Genomic DNA, 15564 nt, shown 5'->3' on the forward strand with positions numbered 1-15564 from the left:
TGGGCATACTGACATCCTCTCAGCCCGCCCCCACGGGGCAAGCCAACTCAGATGTCACCTATTCGTGCAGCAGACCCAACCGTTGATATGAAACCTGCGTACTGCTGATGGGCTTGCGCTTGCCGCCGAGCCTGCACGTCACCCACGATGTTCGGTGCTGTCGATTTCAAGAGCTCCTCAAGCGCGTGGTACGCCGCGAGCGCGTGTAGATGGAGTCTTCGAAGGCGGTCTACTCGGTCAGTGAGTATGTCGATGTCACTCACCGAATATCTCCTCTACTGGTAAAAAGATCGTGCAGATGCGTGAACATCAATTCTGTCATCGACACCGAGATCCCTGCCGCGGTTTGGTTGTTCTGGGCTATCGCGCAAGCAGCTACGGTGGGCCTTTGTCGCCAACTTGAGAGCTGATTCACTCTTCTGATTGATCTCTGGATTCGACTTGTGGCAGCTCTCTGGGGTATTGACTCGTTGTTGTTGACAACACGGGTGCGCTATGCGTGAATGCGTAGACGTTACGAGGGCTACGGGGGCCACAAATAATGCGTCGCATGCTGATCCTGATCGGATGCGCTCTTAGCGCGATCCTGGTGGCGGTCGCGATCTTCCGCCGGGACGCCACGCATGTGCATACGATATCGATTGCACTCATGGCGGTAATTAGCCGGCATGGACTGGTATTTGCGATGATAGTACTCATCGCTATCGCAGCGTTCATTGTTATTACGATCAGGCTAGATGTCACTAAGATCCGAAGCCGCATGATACCTCCCGATAGCATGCGGCTCGACCTAGGTTCTTTGAATGTGTCTTCTCGCGGAAGTCACCAGTCTTTCCCCGATCTTATTGATGAACTGAATCTCATAGCCGATCTGAGGTTTCCCGGTGGATCAGGAGCCACGGCTCGTCTCAGCCTGGAACATCCCGCAGATATTTCCCCACGTGGCCGCCTGAGGGTCTCGGTCGATTCGTCGTGCGCGACTTTTGATGCAGTGCGCAGGATCGATCATTTCGGTCCGCCCGATGAAGAGCTAATAGTGTGTGTCGCGCGGTACCGGAAGGACCGTATCCTCCAGGACTTCCAGGTCCTATTAAACGGATCGAAATGGACGACCCTGCATTCCGAAGAGGGTAAGGCGCTGACGTTGCAGATACTGGAATCTCAGTACGCAGGCCTCTCAACTTCCGAGCAGGCCAATAGGGTATTCGTAACTGCACTGGAAATGGTCCTTTCTGATCACTCACAATGGCCCGAAGAGCCCGTGCGCTTCCGCACAACTAAAATCCCGATGTACCCACACGATGTTTTATCCGAGCTGCGGAGACTGCTGAATGCGTTAGACAATTCCAAGTCCGATGTGCATCGATTCATGCGAATGCTCGAGGATATGTGCTCGTACCGCCCCATCTGGATCAGCCTCGGACTCAAGCACTCACCTATATGGACCGTCGCCGGTGATTCAACGTGGGCGCGGGTAGAATGCAAATACTCGTTGCCCGTTCCAACTAGTCGAACGATCGCCGAGAAGATCAGGACCGGACTTTTTGGTCTTGCAGCACGAGAGCTCGTCCTCCCTATGTATGGCGCGCTGGAATCTCGGAGCTGGCATTTCTCTTATTTACTTCCAGAGGGCTGTTATGTGTATGCCGCCGGGATCGTTCCGCACCCCTCTGAACATCGTCGCTGGTTTAGCAAAAAGGGACGTGCACGCGCTTCGCTGGCGTCTGAAGGGAAGTCGCAGATCGATTTTGAGAGTAGTAGTTCGCGTCTCGACGGTCCTAGTTCCCGACGCGAAGCACTCAAGGATGTAGCGATTAGCTGGTTTGGAGATTCGCAACCCCACGCGCGACTGTCGGGTGTTGGATCGAACCGACTAAACGTATACCTCCGTGACTATGCAAAAATTGCGATTTCTCCAAAACCTAGGGACGCAAATTCAAAACCGCCGGCGCCCAGCGTTCTTATTCCCACTATTCCGACTCTTTATGTGGACGCTCGCGAACGGCCACCAGGCATTTTATTGCCAACCGTGGTTGTAGCTTCGTACTCCCTTATCATTTCGACGCTCTTATCGTTTTGGCCGCCTAGCTTTGCTAGCGGGGTTTCCGACAGATGGTGGACGGTCACCGTATTCGGTCTACCGCCAGTGATATCTGCATGGGTATTAAGTCAGCTTAGGCGCAGCACCTTCGACCGAGCATCGTTGGTCGTGATGGTGTGTGCATGCTGGGGAATTGTAAATCCGTTGCTATTGCTTATCGCATGCTTTGTGAATGTGGCCAGATCAAAGCCGTTCGAGCTTCATGGCGGCATCCCCGGAATTGTTCCACGGTTGGTAGAGTCCTCGGACCTCTTGCTTTCTTTTGCGACGCTTAGCTCGCTTTCCAATGTGATTCTCTGTGTTGCATTGCTCACAGCACGCGCGGCCCGTTTCATTGGCGCGCTCAGGTGGGAATCGGAAAGGAGGAGAACCTCGGAGCTGTGATCTTCAAGGCGGTGCCTTGAATAGCCGAATATGGATGTGGTATATTTTAATCACGATGTCGCGTATTCGATAGTGGATCCGCGGCGCATCGAAAGGAGGATCGCGTGGGCCTGGATAAGCAGAGCGACCGCGGCGCCGATAGTGAGCATTTGAATATTCAACGATACTTCGAACACGTGTATGACGACACTCCGGGGGACGTAATCTACGAAGCTTCGGTGGAGGCCGTGGCTCCAAAGGCGTCAACAATTGTCATTGGCGGAGGTGCGTCTGCGTTTATAGATCAGACCGACCGCACTTTTTCTCGTGGCGAGGTTCTCTCCCGATACCGTAGGGAACGTGAAGCGCTGAGGCGGATCGGCAGTGTTACAGTCCGCCTTGGTGTAGTCGAAAATGAATCGTGATCGTCCCTTAATTTGAGCTTACCTGAGGCAGCCGGCGACCTCGCTATGATTCTCGGTTGCGGAGTCTAGGGGCTTGAGCGTTGTACGCTTCACTCCCTAGTGCTAGCACTACCACGCTCGATGGTATGCCCCGCCACATGGGGATGCGTCGGTAGGCGAAATCCAAACGTGCTGCCTTTATTCTCCTCGGAGTGGAAGATGAGTGATCCGTGATGCGAGGCGATGACCTTTTGGGCCAGAAAGAGACCAACGCCCGTGCCGTCTGGCCGCTGGGTGCGTGCATTTTTCGCTCTAAAGAACTTCTTGAACAGCCGTGCTTGCTCTGCTTTGGGAACGCCGATCCCTGTATCGACGACGGTCAGCATCGCGGCGCCTTTGGTCCTGACGAGATTGATAGTGATGGTGCTGTTGGGGTGCGAGTAATAGATGGCGTTGTCGACGAAGTTCATCACGACTTGACGGAGTTTCGATTCGTCGGCGGTGACGGCGAAGTCATCTCCATCTACGTTGAACTGCAACGTCATCTGGTGCGTGGCTGCGATCGGTTTCAGCAGGTCAATCTCCTCCTTAACGGCCGCGTGAAGGTCGAACGGAGCCTTTTCAATCACGAACTTGCCGGTCTGGATGCGCGAGACGTTCAAGAAGTCGGAGACCAGTCCGGCCATACGGTCGCTTGAGGTGAAGGCCTGTCGTAGTACCTGCTCTTGCTTCGGGAACAACGGACCCATATCGCCTTCCAGCACCATACTGAGATTGCCCTTGACGCCGGCCAATGGTGTTCGTAACTGGTGGCTAGCCATGCTCATGAACTCGTCTTTGACCTCGTCGAGGTGTCGGAGCTTGGCATTGGAGCGCCGAAGTTGTTTCGTTGCAAGGGCAATACGTTCTTCGAGCGTGGCGTTGATCGCTTTCACCTCGCGAAGAGACAACGCGTTCTGGATGGCGATGACGAGTTCGTTGGTAGCGCCGGCGAGCGTGTCACGGTCACGATCGGTGTAGGTTCCACTGAGCCGGTTGCCGAGTGCGACATAGCCAAAGGTCGTGTCTCTATGCCGCAGCGGCATGACGACAGCAATTCCGTTCTGATGGAGGAGCTTCCGGAGTGCTCGGTGCTGATCGCCGAGCAACTCGGGGTTGACGAGGCTTGTCGATGCACCGGCCGCATAGTCGTCCAACATTGCGATATCACGGGACGTCAACGTCGGGTGGCCCGGAGTGCCGGCCGCGAGGTGGCGCTCAATAACGCCTTCTTCGGGGTGAAGCCAGAAAAATACTTGGTCCAGCTTCAATGTCGTTGCGAGTTCTGTTGCGGCACTTTGGAGGAGATTGCGAAGATCATCGGTGGTGGTCAACACCTCTCCGAACCGAGCGAAGAAGTCCTCGACTTTGTATTGGTCGCGATAAAAGATGCCGTCGGTGACCGTGTCGAAGAAGCGCTTGGTCGGTTGGAAAGCGAGTGCAAACGCGAACCCGACGACGAGAATGATGGCGATGGGGTTGACGTCGACGACCTTGGTGATGTCGCCGTTGAGCACCGTCGCCGATATCAGATAGGCGATGGAGTAGAAGACGACGGACAGGGTCAGCAAGCTGGCGGCGTAGCTGAGTGTCCTGACGGTCGCCGATCGGATATCGAATAGGCCGCGGCGCGCGATCAGGTAGCTGATCGCGCCAACCAGGATCACAGTGGCGAGTGGGCTGAAGCGCGTTGCACCCCAACCAAGGCCGACGAGCGGCAGTAGTCCGTTGGTGATCATCACCAGGGCCGCGGTGAGCAGAAAGGCGACGAGAACGCTGTGTGCCTGGGCACTTTCCCTCTTGTCCCGGTCGTGCCGAGCGCTGAGATTCCACGCAATGAATCCGAAAAAGAACAGCGCCCCCACCACGTACAGCCACAACAAGGGGCCGACTGAAAAATCAAGGACACCGCCAGGTTGCTGAATGACCGTTCCCGTCACTGCGTCAGTCGCCGAGAAGAGGAGCGCGATGACCGCGACTGAGCTAAGGACCCAGGCGCGACGTCGCGATATGTCCCGCCGATGTGGAAAGAAGAAAGTGAACAACACTGCGCTCAGAAGGATGCTGTAGGCGCTGACGAACGCAAGCTTGTTCGCGGCCACGTTTATAGCTATATCGAGCGCGTGGTTCGTGATGAAATTGGCGACAAGCCAAATATCGATAAACACGCACAGCAAGATAAAACTACGCGCCATGCCGCTCTTAGCATCTCGCAGGAGAACTAAGAGTCCTAGCATGAAATTCGCGAAAAATGTTGCAATAAGGATGAAAAGATCCATCCTTTTTAGGATAACGCATGCGGCGCATTAATGACAGATTATTCGCCGACGCGAAGGAACTCGTCCTCGGAGTCGTCTTTCAAACTTTGAATCGCTCGCCGTGCAGCCAATCGGCGAGGTGTCAGCATCCGTAACCCGGACATTCTGTCGGCGAATTCCGGGTAGTAACAGTACATCGGATAGCTCTGCTGTGAGCCGAGGTATTCCATTGCTTCGAGGCCGGCAAGGGGTGTGTACGGAATCCCAAGATATTTTGTGGCCTGGTCTTTGAATCGTTTGTCCAGAATCGTAAACACGTGATGCAGGCCGTTTTCCATGCCGTACAGATAGGACGACCTGGTGAGGTATCGCATGATCCCGACATACTTGCCGGTGCCACGATAGATTTTCCGAACCGCGATCGTCGCCCCGTCCCAACATGTAGCTGGGTCCGTGATCCCGTAATACGAAAAGATCTGTTCTGATGCTATTGTCTGGGATGATTTTCGAGGGTCCGAGAGGTCATTCAGCGTCTTAAATCCCGCTGCGTTGTTCTGGATCATGCGCATGACCCCAGTTGGCGCTCCTTTCGCCCTGTCCACTGATATGAAGAACGTGGATGCGCCGGGCACGTCGTACGGCCCATACTCGCGATTCATGACAGCCGAGTCGTTACCGAAATGCTCGTCAAAGACTTCTCGCTCGATATGGCGGCCGATATTCGCGAACCTGCTGCCGCCGTCAACGCGGTAACAGACGTACGGTTGAGTATCCGCCGGTACGGCAAGTGGATAGGCTGCAATAAGGCTCCGTGTTAGATGGTCCAGTTCGTGCTGATCCAACTCGTAGCTGGCGTGGGCAGGAGCGCGTGGGATATCAGGGCCGCTGTCCATTGTTCACGATCCCCTGGCGGCTATCTGGGAGGCGCTGAAATAGTCGCCGGTGAAGTCGACGGCCACCTGTGGGTCGAACGGCTTGCAGGTGTAGATGTCGACACTGAAGAAGAGCAATGGCTGCTCCCAGGCATAGAAGTGCGCGCCTGACGTTTCCCAGTGGATCCAGCCGGCCCAGCCGTAGGTTTCGCTGCGGTGCGTCACCGGCTCGATGAGTTCCTTCATATCGAGCTTGGTCGACAGCTGGGAAAGGAACTGCTTTATGTCGTCGTCGGTGATCGGCGCTTTTGGATAGCCCTCGATCACCAGGCGTTGGCGGTGAATCGATGGAGCCAAATCGCGAAACTGGCTCAGAGAGAAGCCAATTGGCGCGTTGGTTGCCCTCGCCTTACCGAGGGTCACGTCGGTCAAACCGTCTCCATTGCAAACGACGCCGGAACACTCTGATGACCCCTCCGGTCTCTGGCAAACGGCCAAGTGGATGGCAGGACGGCCGTTGGTCGCGCCGGGGCGACGAATCCGCCCTTTTGCCCGCCCGCTGGTACGGCAAATATACCAGGATTCAAAGTATCGGGATTCATTGTCTCTGGATTGATAGTCATGCTACCTATGGGCTTGGGGGCATGCCTGCGCCGTCCCAGTCGCCGATCTCGGATGCGACCCGAGAATTTGGTCGTCGGGTGGTGCAGCGGCGCAATGAACTCGGGCTCAGTCAGGAGAAAGCTGCCGAGTCCATCGGACTGCATTGGACCTACCTGGGCCAGGTCGAGCGGGGACGGCGGAACCTGACGCTGCACAACATTCTAAAGATCGCCAAAGGTCTAAAGATCGATGCAGGAGTCCTGGTAAGCGGATTGCCGGCCCCTATCGATTGAGCGACTTGCGGTACCTGCGTTGATCAAGGACCAGGACCACGCCAGGACCACGCTGCGTCGTTTCGCCCGCGCGAGCGTTCAGCTTCCGTACAACCGAGCGATAGCTACGCGTATATCCGAAGTACGTCGCGCTTGGTTCGGACGCAAGGGCCGAAACTTGTCGGTGGTTACTGCTAAACCGGTACCGAAAGGTGAACTATCAGCAGAAACGGAGCTTGTCGGATGCGCTATCAAATAATCGCGCGGCGAATGTCACCGCCCGCCAGCCGCGAATACACCCATATCGCTGCGGTTCAATACCGAAGTGGTGCCGTCGCGACCTGCACCCGTGAGGAGATGGTTCTCCTACTGGAGCTCGGCAATACGGCTTTTGTCCAAGGCGCAAACCACCAGTCGGAGGTCGCCGTCTTCGAGGTCAACGGTGTGAAATACCTGCGTACCCATGCCGACGGCTACTGGGACGACAACCTTCTTTCCCTGCCAACGTTCTAATTCAAGTGACACCCGGAGGGTGACTGGCACCCCTCTGCCGTCACTGGTATCCATAAACCAGCAGGTCTGAAGGGGGACGAGATGTCGCTTCGGGTCAACATCGAGCATTTGGCCGCATCAGGCATTGCGGTCACCGGCCACGTCGAGAACGTCGCGGCCAAACATGCAGCAGCGGCCGGCCGGATCGACGCCGCCCAAGCAGGTTGGCAAGGCGCTTCGGCCGCCGCGATGGCGCTGTTATCCGAGCAGTGGGTGGCGACCACCAGCGCCCTCGTCACGCGCCTAAGCGATCACGCTCAAGGCCTGCATGCCAGCGCGCTCGGTTTCACCGAAATGGAGCACCAGAACAGCCAGGCGTTGGAACAACCAGCGCAGGCAGCGAACGCCATCGCCAGCCAGACGAAAATGTGAGCCCTGGTGACATTGACCGTCCTCGATATCGAGCGCTGGAACGCCGGCGATGTGCGCGAGGTGTTCCACGCCGCGTCGAGTCGCGCGCAGGCAGCCAAAGATGCTGCCGATGGCCTTGCAACATTGCCAGCCTTCGAGACATGGGGCGGTCACGCTGCCGACGCTGCCAACGACGCGATCGGCAAAACACGCCAGGATCTCGACGCCCACAGTGACGAAGCACTCGTCGTCGCCACCGCTGCCCGCAATGCCGCCGACGAGATCGAGCGCATCAAGTCCGAGCTGGCCACGCTGAAGGGCGACGCCGCATCGCTCGGCATGGAGATCGACCCGGTAGCGGGCACCGTCGTGCCGGGGCCATCGGTTCGTAACCCGATGGAAGCGGAACTCATAGAGATGCAGCTGCAGCCGCGGCTGGACAAAATTGTCGCCGAGGCCAACATGGTCGACATCGCACTGGCGAACGCCATCAATATGGCGAGCGGCAAGACGCCGATCCCGCCAACGCTGCATGCCAGTGACCCCGAAGTCCAGGACGTCCTCAACGGCGGTCCGCTGCCGGACGACCCCAAGCAGTTCCACGACTTATGGGAGAAGTTGTCCAAGGAGGACCGCGACTTGCTGTACAGCCGCGATCACAACATTGGCAATCACCCGGGCATGAATTGGGACCAAGATGCGAACGGAGGTGGCAAGGACTACTACAACCGGTTGCATCTGGACGACCTTCAGCAGACGAACCAAGCGAACCTCGACAGGCTTCGGGCCGCACATCCCGATTGGGCACGAGGTGATGCGCCCTTCCTGCTGTCGGACGAATATAAAGATTGGAAAGCCCAGTGGGACAGTGCGAATCAGCATCAGTCCGAGTACTCGCAGGTGCGTCAGGGACTTAACTCACCAGACGGACTGCCGCGACTGCTGGGCCTCCTCGATGACAAGGGCCACGCCGCTATTGCCATCAACAACCCGGATACCGCCAGGCGGACCGCTACCTTCGTCCCGGGTACCGGCCAGGACTTGAGCCGGCTTGAATTCAGCACCAGCAAGTCGCAGCAGATGCTCCAATCTGCCCTGCGCGCCGACCCGACTCTGAAGCCAGGCGATGTTTCGGTGACGACATGGATGGGCTATGACCGTCCGATGAGCGTCATTACCGATGCGCCATCGACGAGCTACGCCCATAACGGTGCCCAGGCCCTTGATGACTTCCAGGCCGGCTTGCGTGCCTCGCACAACGATATGGCCACCGGCGGCGCATCGATCAACACGGTGATCGGACATAGCTACGGGTCAACGTTGGTCGGCGCGGCTGGGCTCGACGGCCACACGCTCGATGCGAATAATGTTGTCGCAGTGGGTAGCCCCGGCGTGCTGGCTGGACATGCTAGCGACCTCAGCCTCGCACCCGGCGCGCACGTCTTCGCCACCCGCGCCCAGAACGACATCATCGGTATCGCCACCTACGCCACGCTGGGCGCCGACCCTATGTCGTCGAGCTTCGGAGGCATCCCGTTCGAGGCCGCTCCAGGTCCTGCCGGGCCGTTGGGTCTGCCGACTATCGACGCGCACAGCAGTTATTGGAGCGCCGGTAACCCGGCGCTCGATAACATGGGGCGCATTATTGCCGGCCAAACGAACGTCACCCCGCCAAGGTTTACCCCATGACCGCCTGGCACGCCTCCACTGCTGCCGCGCTAGTGCTGGTCGCCGCGGCGCTGGTGGCCTGCTCGTCGTCGCCTTCACTCGGACCGCCCTCGCCGACCGGTGCTACTGCCATTCCAGGAGGCCCCATGGAGTCAATACCTGTTCCTGCCTCACCGAAGATTCCGACGAGCCAGCAGGAGGCGCAGGACACGTTGACTGCCTATCTGCAGAAGACGGTCGACGCACTGCCGAAGGGCACGAGCCTCGACGGCACGCGCTACATCGTGGGTGACGGCACTGCCTACTGCGAGGACAACCCCAGCGGCCCGGACGCGCCGGTCCATGTCGAGGACTGGCGAGACATGAACCTCCCGCCGGGCACCGACTTCAACGCAATCATCAGCCAGACTGGCGACATCTGGAAACAGTGGGGCTGGAAGGTCATTGAGCGCGACGGATTCACTAAACCCAACCGCTTCGGCTATGGGCCCGATGGCTACATCTTGCAAATCGAGGCACGTCCAGATCCCAAGTTCCCGCCGTCACTGGTTGGATCGTCGCCGTGCTTTTCAGGAAACCTTAAGAGCAATAGGGTCACGAAGCCGTCGCTCATACAGCAGGCGCCCCAGCAGTAGGCACTCGGGGCAACTATTCGCGGCTCAATCCCATAGCGGATTGACCCGGGCAAGACCTTCGGCCTTCTGCGCATCGTATTCTGCTCGGAAAAGAGCGTTCAACTCTCGCTCCACGTCATCGAGAGATTCCGATTGGAATAGTTCGTCCGGGTTGATGCCGTCGTTCGGACCGACGTAGTAGCCGTGGATCTTCAAGATATCGTCGAACTGTGCGAGACGACCTGCCAGGTAATTGGATACTGCTTTAGATATAGGTCGTTCGCTGCGCCAACGGATCTCCCGAGCGCCAACATTAATTAGCTGATCGCGGAGTTCGTTAATTGCCGCCTCCCAGTCTTGGCGAAATGCTTGGTACTTGTTGGCTTCAACAAGGCGAGTGGTCGTCGGGAGCTGTTGATAAGAGGCCGTTTTGGCGTGATCTTTGAGGCCCTTGCTCATCGAAGCTGCTATTACCGCAAGGGCGGCCTGAAGTTGCCCTTCGGCGGCGGTCTGAAGCCTCAGCAGCTCTGGTTCAGCGGCCGCCAGCTGTTTCGCAGCCGTAACATCCATCGGCTTGATCAGTTCCGACACGGGCGATTCGGCAGGAGTCGTTTTCGTTGCAGTCGGTGGTGCTACCAACGGCGAAGCAGGTGGCGGTGTCGTGCCTGTTTGAGCGATTCGCTGATTATCGGCCGTGCGTTGAGTAACCGGTGGTGTCAGGACATTGGAAAGTTCGCCCTCAACACTGCCCAACTTCTGTCGTATCTCGTCGTCCGAGGCCGATTTGTCCGCACGGATAGTCGCGAGTACCGTAATCGCATTTGCTGCTGCATTTCGCAACTTATCGTAGGCGCTGTCGACTTGTTCGCTGGCCCAATGTTCAACGACTCTCTTGAGGTCGTCATCGTGTAGCCGCTGCGCATTCCGTATGAGATACCGAAAGATGTCCTTTCGGTGCTCGTCTGGCAAGAAATCCACTCGCTCAGGGTCGGCCAACCAGATGAATCGACTCCATATATCGTTTATTCGATCATTTGTCCATTTGTCGTGAACAGTCTTCCACACACCGCTGAGAGCCACGATCGCAACAAAAATAGTCATGCCTGCCGCAACCAAGGCAGCCCTCGGCGCTGTTAGCCCGGCCTCGTGCGCAGGCTTGAGTTGGTCAAACGTGGTGTCGGGAATAGCAATATCAAATGTTCGTTCGTCATGGTTACTGGGGTGTTCTGGGTTAAAGGGAATCGTGACGCTGATGGTTTGTGACGCTGGCGTTGTTGATGCTGCGTTGGAAGCTGAATGCTGCTTACTGTCGTCCGATTGTCCAATCACTGGCTCGATTAAGCCGACCTTCCAGGGAAAGATACCGAGGCCCAGCATCACCAGCCAGGCGCCAAGAGCTGCGGCTACTACGAGGCTGCTAACCGTGAGTGTTGTCTTCAACCCGGCCTTCAGCTTCAAGATTGTTTTTTCGTACCGTTCTGCGCATGAAGGCGACACTGCTTTCCCACGGCCTTGGTCGGAGGGAGAATTAGACGAAGCGGTAGCCTGCGTTGGCACGCGGATGAACCCCCGACCATATGACACGAGGTAGAGAGTAATTCTCTGGTTGGACATGGTATCCGAAGAAGGGTGGTCGCCCAACTACAAGTACTACGGAACGTTGCAAAGAACTCACGTCCCGGCGCTCTCTCAGAGACGAATTCATCTGGCCCGGCTGGATGTGCCCTTCTGAGGTGAAGATCGCGCTGTTATGCCACCTGAGGCTCGAAGTAGCCTGTTGGCCAGCACATTTTCGATTCGTGTCTATTGATAGAGGTATCTGTGCGATGCGGGGCGCCCATGTTGGGCTTGCCTTGCACAGGGTATTCTCTGCGACGGAAAGGTTCTTGGTCTCATCTTCGATGATCTCGGCCGCCACAGCGGTAGGGTTGCCGTAAGTCGGGTTATGACGGAGGAGAATTGATATGGCCGAACGCATTGTGCGACAATTGATCGACGACATTGACGGGACAGAGATCGCGGAAGGTGCTGGTGAGCGCATCGAGTTTTCGTACCGCGGCATCGACTATCACATTGATCTTTCGTCAGCGAACGTTGCGAAGTTGGATAAAGCTTTAAAGCCGTACGTTGATGCTGCTGCCAAGGTTCGCGGCAACGGCCGAGTGCGGCGTTTTAAGGTCGCTGCTGGCGGAAAGGCGTCGCCGGAACACCTGGCCGCGATCCGCGAGTGGGCTCGTAAGAATGGGCACGAGGTGGCGGACCGCGGACGAATCAAGGCCGAGATCGTGGATGCGTTCGAGGCAGCTCACTGAGGCCTCTGCTCTTACCGTCAATCAAGAGTCGGCATGGATACGATCAGCGAATGGTGGCCACAGTTGCACGAAGAGATTCGTCGGTGGCTGGTCAACAATTTCTGGTCGCCGGTGGCACCGTTTTCGCAAGGTGAGATTGCGCGCCTTGGTGGTCCGGCTGAGGACGACAGCTCCTTTTGGGAACGGCGTGACGGTGAGGCCTACCTGCGCCAGGAGGCAGTCATGTGGATCGTCAAAAGCCCCGACTTCAAGCGATTCAATGCGCCGAAAGAGCCAGATCCGCGAGCAGCTTATTTCCGGCGAGGCTGGCCCCGGCGTCAGCCGTAGGTCTGAACGGCGTTGAAGGACTTCGAGCGTGGGAAGTCTCGTTGCGACACGCGGCTACACCCAGATCCATCGGATCAACTTCATATCCAGGGCAGACGCAGTTATCCCTGTAGCCGTCGACGTGGCAGCCGGTGCTGTCGTGGTCGGTGGCGGGATGCTCGCACGCCGAGCAACAAAGGGCATGCGTGGGCGTCTGCGGTCCGACATCGGGACCATGCTGGATCACGGGGATCCCGGCGATGCGCGCTCGCGTCGTGCAGTCGATCGATCCGCGGGACTCCTGGTCCGATGAACGCGAGACACAGATCGGCGCCCCGGTCGACCATGCGCTGATTGCGCGCCGGGACGCCATCAACGCTGTCCGCATTCACGTCGACCGGATAGATCTCCTCACATTCACGCATTATGCGCAGGTTCCCCGACATCGCAACACGGGAGACCGCAGCAAGGATCTTCGATAGATAGCCATTCGTGAGTCAATGCATCGACGCCCACGAGTAATCCACCGTGGACGAGGATGAATGGACGTGCTCTCGGACCTGCTCCGAGAGCACGCCCAAGACGGTGTGATCGTCGGCCCAATAGCGGGCACCTGTCACCAAGACGACTCGCATAAGTTGCCATGCTGATCGTGTTCGTCGCCGACCTAATGAACGTCGTCGCGGAGGGTGTGTGGTCTCCAGCCTTGGCTGAGGCCCTTGACCGCCACCACCGAAGCGCCAAGCCGCCCACGCATGCTCCGCTGGCTCGGTGAGTCGTCACGTGGCGACACCGGCGAAAGCTTATGGGCAACAGGCAAAGAGCGACAGAATGGCCCCTAGACGGTTCGTTGATCACAGGTGTTTGCGGATGGTCGATCGCAGGGCGTGCCCGTAACGAGGTGACAGCGTCCGCCGCATTCGAGTCGACCGACCAGCCGTGCATCACTGGCGCGAACCCTCAGTTGTTGGTCGGCCCGCAGCGGAGTCTCCCGGAGAGTTTGCACACTCGCTACAGAACTCTCAGCCGGCCGTCGGGTTAGCCATGAAACTCAGGCGCACAAGAGAGACGTTGCTGCACAACAAAATATGCAACTCACCTACGTAAACTAACGTTGCCAAAACCTTGTCATCGGGTTCGAACAATTGTACGATCTCTAGATCCGACGTGTCCATGTTTTCCATCCCCAGCGACGCGTGCGGTTCCTCCGATTCCGGTTCCGAAAGGTCGTCCCTTGATGTCTATGCGCACACCCATCCGCCACGGCGAGATCCTGCTGCTTCCCGTCGCGACGGTACCTTCTGGTGAAAGTGAGCAGGTCACCAGTTGCATTGTCGGGCATAGTGAATCAGGCCACCATCACGTGCTCGAAAGTGACCAGGTCTTCGCGCAAATTGTCGCGATGAACGGCGATCTGTTCGTTGACCTGCCTACCGAAACCCCGCTTCGGCATCACAAGAACCACCAGCAGCACCGCGAGCTGACGGTCCCGGCCGGCACATGGAAGGTTGTCCGCAAGACCGAGTTCGATATCCGCTCGACGGTTGCACCGCGCCGGTTCGTCGCCGACTAACGATGCGTTTTCACCATGACCGGGTGATCGAGCTGGTCACCGATTTCTACCGTGCCCACGGTGCTGACGAGGGCACCAGGTACGAGGTCGTATCGAATCTCGATGATGCGCTGTGCCTGGCAGTCGTTCACGGCGCAGACATGCGCCTCACGAATGCGTCCCTACGAAGAGCGGCAACGGCGATACAGGATCTCGACAATGATCGTCACGTCGTCATTGGGGTGCATGACCTGGTGTTCGACCATGCCGTGCGGCGGGAAGCGACACGGCGGCGCTTTCGGACGGGTGACGTATTCGTCCTCTCGGCGGATGCGATTGCGACGCTGCGCGGAGATCTGCGCGCAGCCTGCCGTGACGGTCTTGGCTGGCTCATTGCCGCAGACCACATAGCGATCATCGTGCCCAGCCCGCTTGTGCGGTTTGCCGAGGGACGGCCAGGTGTGCTCCACGACGACAACGGGCGGATGGCGGTCGTCTGGCCCGACGGCCACGGCTACTACTTTCTGCACGGCGTGGAGTTCGATAAGCGGCTCTATTTTCAGGTCATCGATCACGAACTGCTCGTTCAGGACATCGCTGCCCTCGACAATGCCGATCGTCGGGCGATTGCGCTGCAGTACTTGACCTTTGAGCAATTGGCGCTCGACTCCGACGCCGAACTACTGGACCGCGGTGTGCGGGGCACTGCGCTCTATCGGCTGGAACTGCCGCCACGGTTGGCCCGGGATCGCAAACCCGACTACGGCCGCTACGACTACTTTATCCATATGCGTGACGCCAGCCATCCTGAACGCGAGTTCATCGAGTGGGTTGATCCGCAGATCGGGCGGCAGCGCAGCGCCGAACTCTGCCAGGCCTATGCCTTCGGGATCACGCTCGACGACTGGCTATCAATTGAGCACGAGGGAGAGGCACCGCGGGGGTCATGATCTTGCCCACCTCGAGGTGCGCGCCACTGGCGGTAATCGCGACAAACGAGTCGCATTCGCGTTCCAGGGTTCTGCACCACCAACTGCCGAACTATCGGACCATGACGGCAGCGAGGGTTCGGAACTCCCAGTAGTCACTGACAAAGTTGCCCGCCTGCAGTTGTGTCAGCAGCAGCATGAAGCCCTCCGGAACCAACCGACTCCTTACGCAACTCGTGGGCGCGAACGCTCAACGTTGCACCGAATGCCAGTGCACACAGATTGCGATATGTTCGCCGATCCGGGTTGGCTCGCCCGATAGCAGTCGATGAACTACTAGACGCGTTAGAGCCCCGGCGTCCGGCAGC

Annotated in this window: 16 protein-coding genes; 12 read left to right on the plus strand and 4 right to left on the minus strand. The window is 58.0% G+C overall.

Translation table 11 applies throughout. The features are described from left to right. Nucleotides 1-550: 550 nt before the first annotated feature. Nucleotides 551-2485: a hypothetical protein gene (locus CG716_RS29945; protein ID WP_133067001.1), complete on the plus strand. Its 1935-nt coding sequence runs from the start codon at nt 551-553 to the stop codon at nt 2483-2485. 104 nt (nt 2486-2589) lie between these two features. Then, nucleotides 2590-2889, plus strand: coding sequence for a hypothetical protein (locus CG716_RS29950; protein WP_133067002.1), 300 nt, complete (start codon nt 2590-2592; stop codon nt 2887-2889). 89 nt (nt 2890-2978) lie between these two features. Here CG716_RS29950 and CG716_RS22630 read toward each other — a convergent pair whose 3' ends face one another. The 3 genes from CG716_RS22630 to CG716_RS22640 are packed head-to-tail and all read right to left on the minus strand — an operon-like array spanning nt 2979 to nt 6460. Beyond that, nucleotides 2979-5186: a sensor histidine kinase gene (locus tag CG716_RS22630; RefSeq protein ID WP_094483367.1), complete on the minus strand. Its 2208-nt coding sequence runs from the start codon at nt 5184-5186 to the stop codon at nt 2979-2981. Nucleotides 5187-5224: 38 nt separating this feature from the next. Beyond that, on the minus strand, nt 5225-6058 hold the full coding sequence (locus CG716_RS22635; protein ID WP_094483368.1) for a hypothetical protein: 834 nt from the start codon (nt 6056-6058) through the stop codon (nt 5225-5227). A 3-nt stretch (nt 6059-6061) separates the two neighbouring features. Beyond that, nucleotides 6062-6460, minus strand: a complete 399-nt coding sequence (locus CG716_RS22640; protein WP_234817982.1) for an S-adenosylmethionine decarboxylase — start codon at nt 6458-6460, stop codon at nt 6062-6064. A 44-nt stretch (nt 6461-6504) separates the two neighbouring features. Between CG716_RS22640 and CG716_RS31245 the strand changes: the two genes are divergently transcribed. From CG716_RS31245 to CG716_RS22665, 5 genes are all read left to right on the plus strand, one after another. After that, nucleotides 6505-6933, plus strand: coding sequence for a helix-turn-helix domain-containing protein (locus CG716_RS31245; protein WP_337360776.1), 429 nt, complete (start codon nt 6505-6507; stop codon nt 6931-6933). A 222-nt stretch (nt 6934-7155) separates the two neighbouring features. Then, entirely contained in the window at nt 7156-7425 is a 270-nt protein-coding gene (locus CG716_RS22650) for a DUF3892 domain-containing protein (protein WP_094483370.1), read from the plus strand. A gap of 81 nt (nt 7426-7506) precedes the next feature. Then, the gene (locus CG716_RS22655) at nt 7507-7836 is read left to right on the plus strand and encodes a WXG100 family type VII secretion target (RefSeq protein ID WP_094483371.1); all 330 of its coding nucleotides are present in this window, start codon (nt 7507-7509) and stop codon (nt 7834-7836) included. 6 nt (nt 7837-7842) lie between these two features. Continuing rightward, nucleotides 7843-9504: an Rv0964c family protein gene (locus CG716_RS22660; RefSeq protein WP_234817975.1), complete on the plus strand. Its 1662-nt coding sequence runs from the start codon at nt 7843-7845 to the stop codon at nt 9502-9504. Beyond that, the gene (locus tag CG716_RS22665; RefSeq protein ID WP_234817976.1) at nt 9501-10118 is read left to right on the plus strand and encodes a hypothetical protein; all 618 of its coding nucleotides are present in this window, start codon (nt 9501-9503) and stop codon (nt 10116-10118) included. Before CG716_RS22660 ends, CG716_RS22665 begins: the two co-directional genes overlap by 4 nt. A gap of 24 nt (nt 10119-10142) precedes the next feature. Here the strand turns inward: CG716_RS22665 and CG716_RS29955 are convergent, their stop codons facing one another. Next, on the minus strand, nt 10143-11555 hold the full coding sequence (locus tag CG716_RS29955) for a hypothetical protein (protein ID WP_133067003.1): 1413 nt from the start codon (nt 11553-11555) through the stop codon (nt 10143-10145). Between the two features lie 506 nt (nt 11556-12061). On the opposite strand from CG716_RS29955, the gene CG716_RS22675 reads away from it, so the two are divergent. From CG716_RS22675 to CG716_RS22690, 5 genes are all read left to right on the plus strand, one after another. Further along, nucleotides 12062-12409 (plus strand): histone-like nucleoid-structuring protein Lsr2, encoded by a 348-nt coding sequence (locus CG716_RS22675; protein WP_094483374.1) that lies wholly within the window; start codon nt 12062-12064, stop codon nt 12407-12409. A 33-nt stretch (nt 12410-12442) separates the two neighbouring features. Beyond that, nucleotides 12443-12736: a hypothetical protein gene (locus tag CG716_RS30315; protein WP_165774255.1), complete on the plus strand. Its 294-nt coding sequence runs from the start codon at nt 12443-12445 to the stop codon at nt 12734-12736. Between the two features lie 239 nt (nt 12737-12975). Continuing rightward, nucleotides 12976-13197 (plus strand): hypothetical protein, encoded by a 222-nt coding sequence (locus CG716_RS30320; RefSeq protein ID WP_165774256.1) that lies wholly within the window; start codon nt 12976-12978, stop codon nt 13195-13197. 755 nt (nt 13198-13952) lie between these two features. Then, the gene (locus CG716_RS22685; RefSeq protein WP_094483375.1) at nt 13953-14288 is read left to right on the plus strand and encodes a DUF8820 family protein; all 336 of its coding nucleotides are present in this window, start codon (nt 13953-13955) and stop codon (nt 14286-14288) included. Between the two features lie 23 nt (nt 14289-14311). Then, a complete protein-coding gene (locus tag CG716_RS22690) occupies nt 14312-15217 on the plus strand; it encodes a hypothetical protein (protein WP_234817977.1) in 906 nt (301 codons plus the stop codon). Nucleotides 15218-15564 lie beyond the last annotated feature (347 nt).

Source organism: Mycolicibacterium sphagni (genome assembly GCF_002250655.1).
In the GTDB taxonomy this organism is placed as follows: Bacteria; Actinomycetota; Actinomycetes; order Mycobacteriales; family Mycobacteriaceae; genus Mycobacterium; species Mycobacterium sphagni.

Bases quoted from the DNA above. Each gene is read 5' to 3' on its own strand.
- CG716_RS29945 (WP_133067001.1), top strand. From the start codon at position 551: ATGCTGATCCTGATCGGATGCGCTCTTAGCGCGATCCTGGTGGCGGTC.
- CG716_RS22630 (WP_094483367.1), bottom strand. From the start codon at position 5,186: ATGGATCTTTTCATCCTTATTGCAACATTTTTCGCGAATTTCATGCTA.
- CG716_RS22635 (WP_094483368.1), bottom strand. From the start codon at position 6,058: ATGGACAGCGGCCCTGATATCCCACGCGCTCCTGCCCACGCCAGCTAC.
- CG716_RS31245 (WP_337360776.1), top strand. From the start codon at position 6,505: ATGACCCCTCCGGTCTCTGGCAAACGGCCAAGTGGATGGCAGGACGGC.
- CG716_RS22650 (WP_094483370.1), top strand. From the start codon at position 7,156: ATGCGCTATCAAATAATCGCGCGGCGAATGTCACCGCCCGCCAGCCGC.
- CG716_RS22655 (WP_094483371.1), top strand. From the start codon at position 7,507: ATGTCGCTTCGGGTCAACATCGAGCATTTGGCCGCATCAGGCATTGCG.
- CG716_RS22665 (WP_234817976.1), top strand. From the start codon at position 9,501: ATGACCGCCTGGCACGCCTCCACTGCTGCCGCGCTAGTGCTGGTCGCC.
- CG716_RS22675 (WP_094483374.1), top strand. From the start codon at position 12,062: ATGGCCGAACGCATTGTGCGACAATTGATCGACGACATTGACGGGACA.
- CG716_RS30315 (WP_165774255.1), top strand. From the start codon at position 12,443: ATGGATACGATCAGCGAATGGTGGCCACAGTTGCACGAAGAGATTCGT.
- CG716_RS30320 (WP_165774256.1), top strand. From the start codon at position 12,976: ATGCGCGCTCGCGTCGTGCAGTCGATCGATCCGCGGGACTCCTGGTCC.
- CG716_RS22685 (WP_094483375.1), top strand. From the start codon at position 13,953: ATGTCTATGCGCACACCCATCCGCCACGGCGAGATCCTGCTGCTTCCC.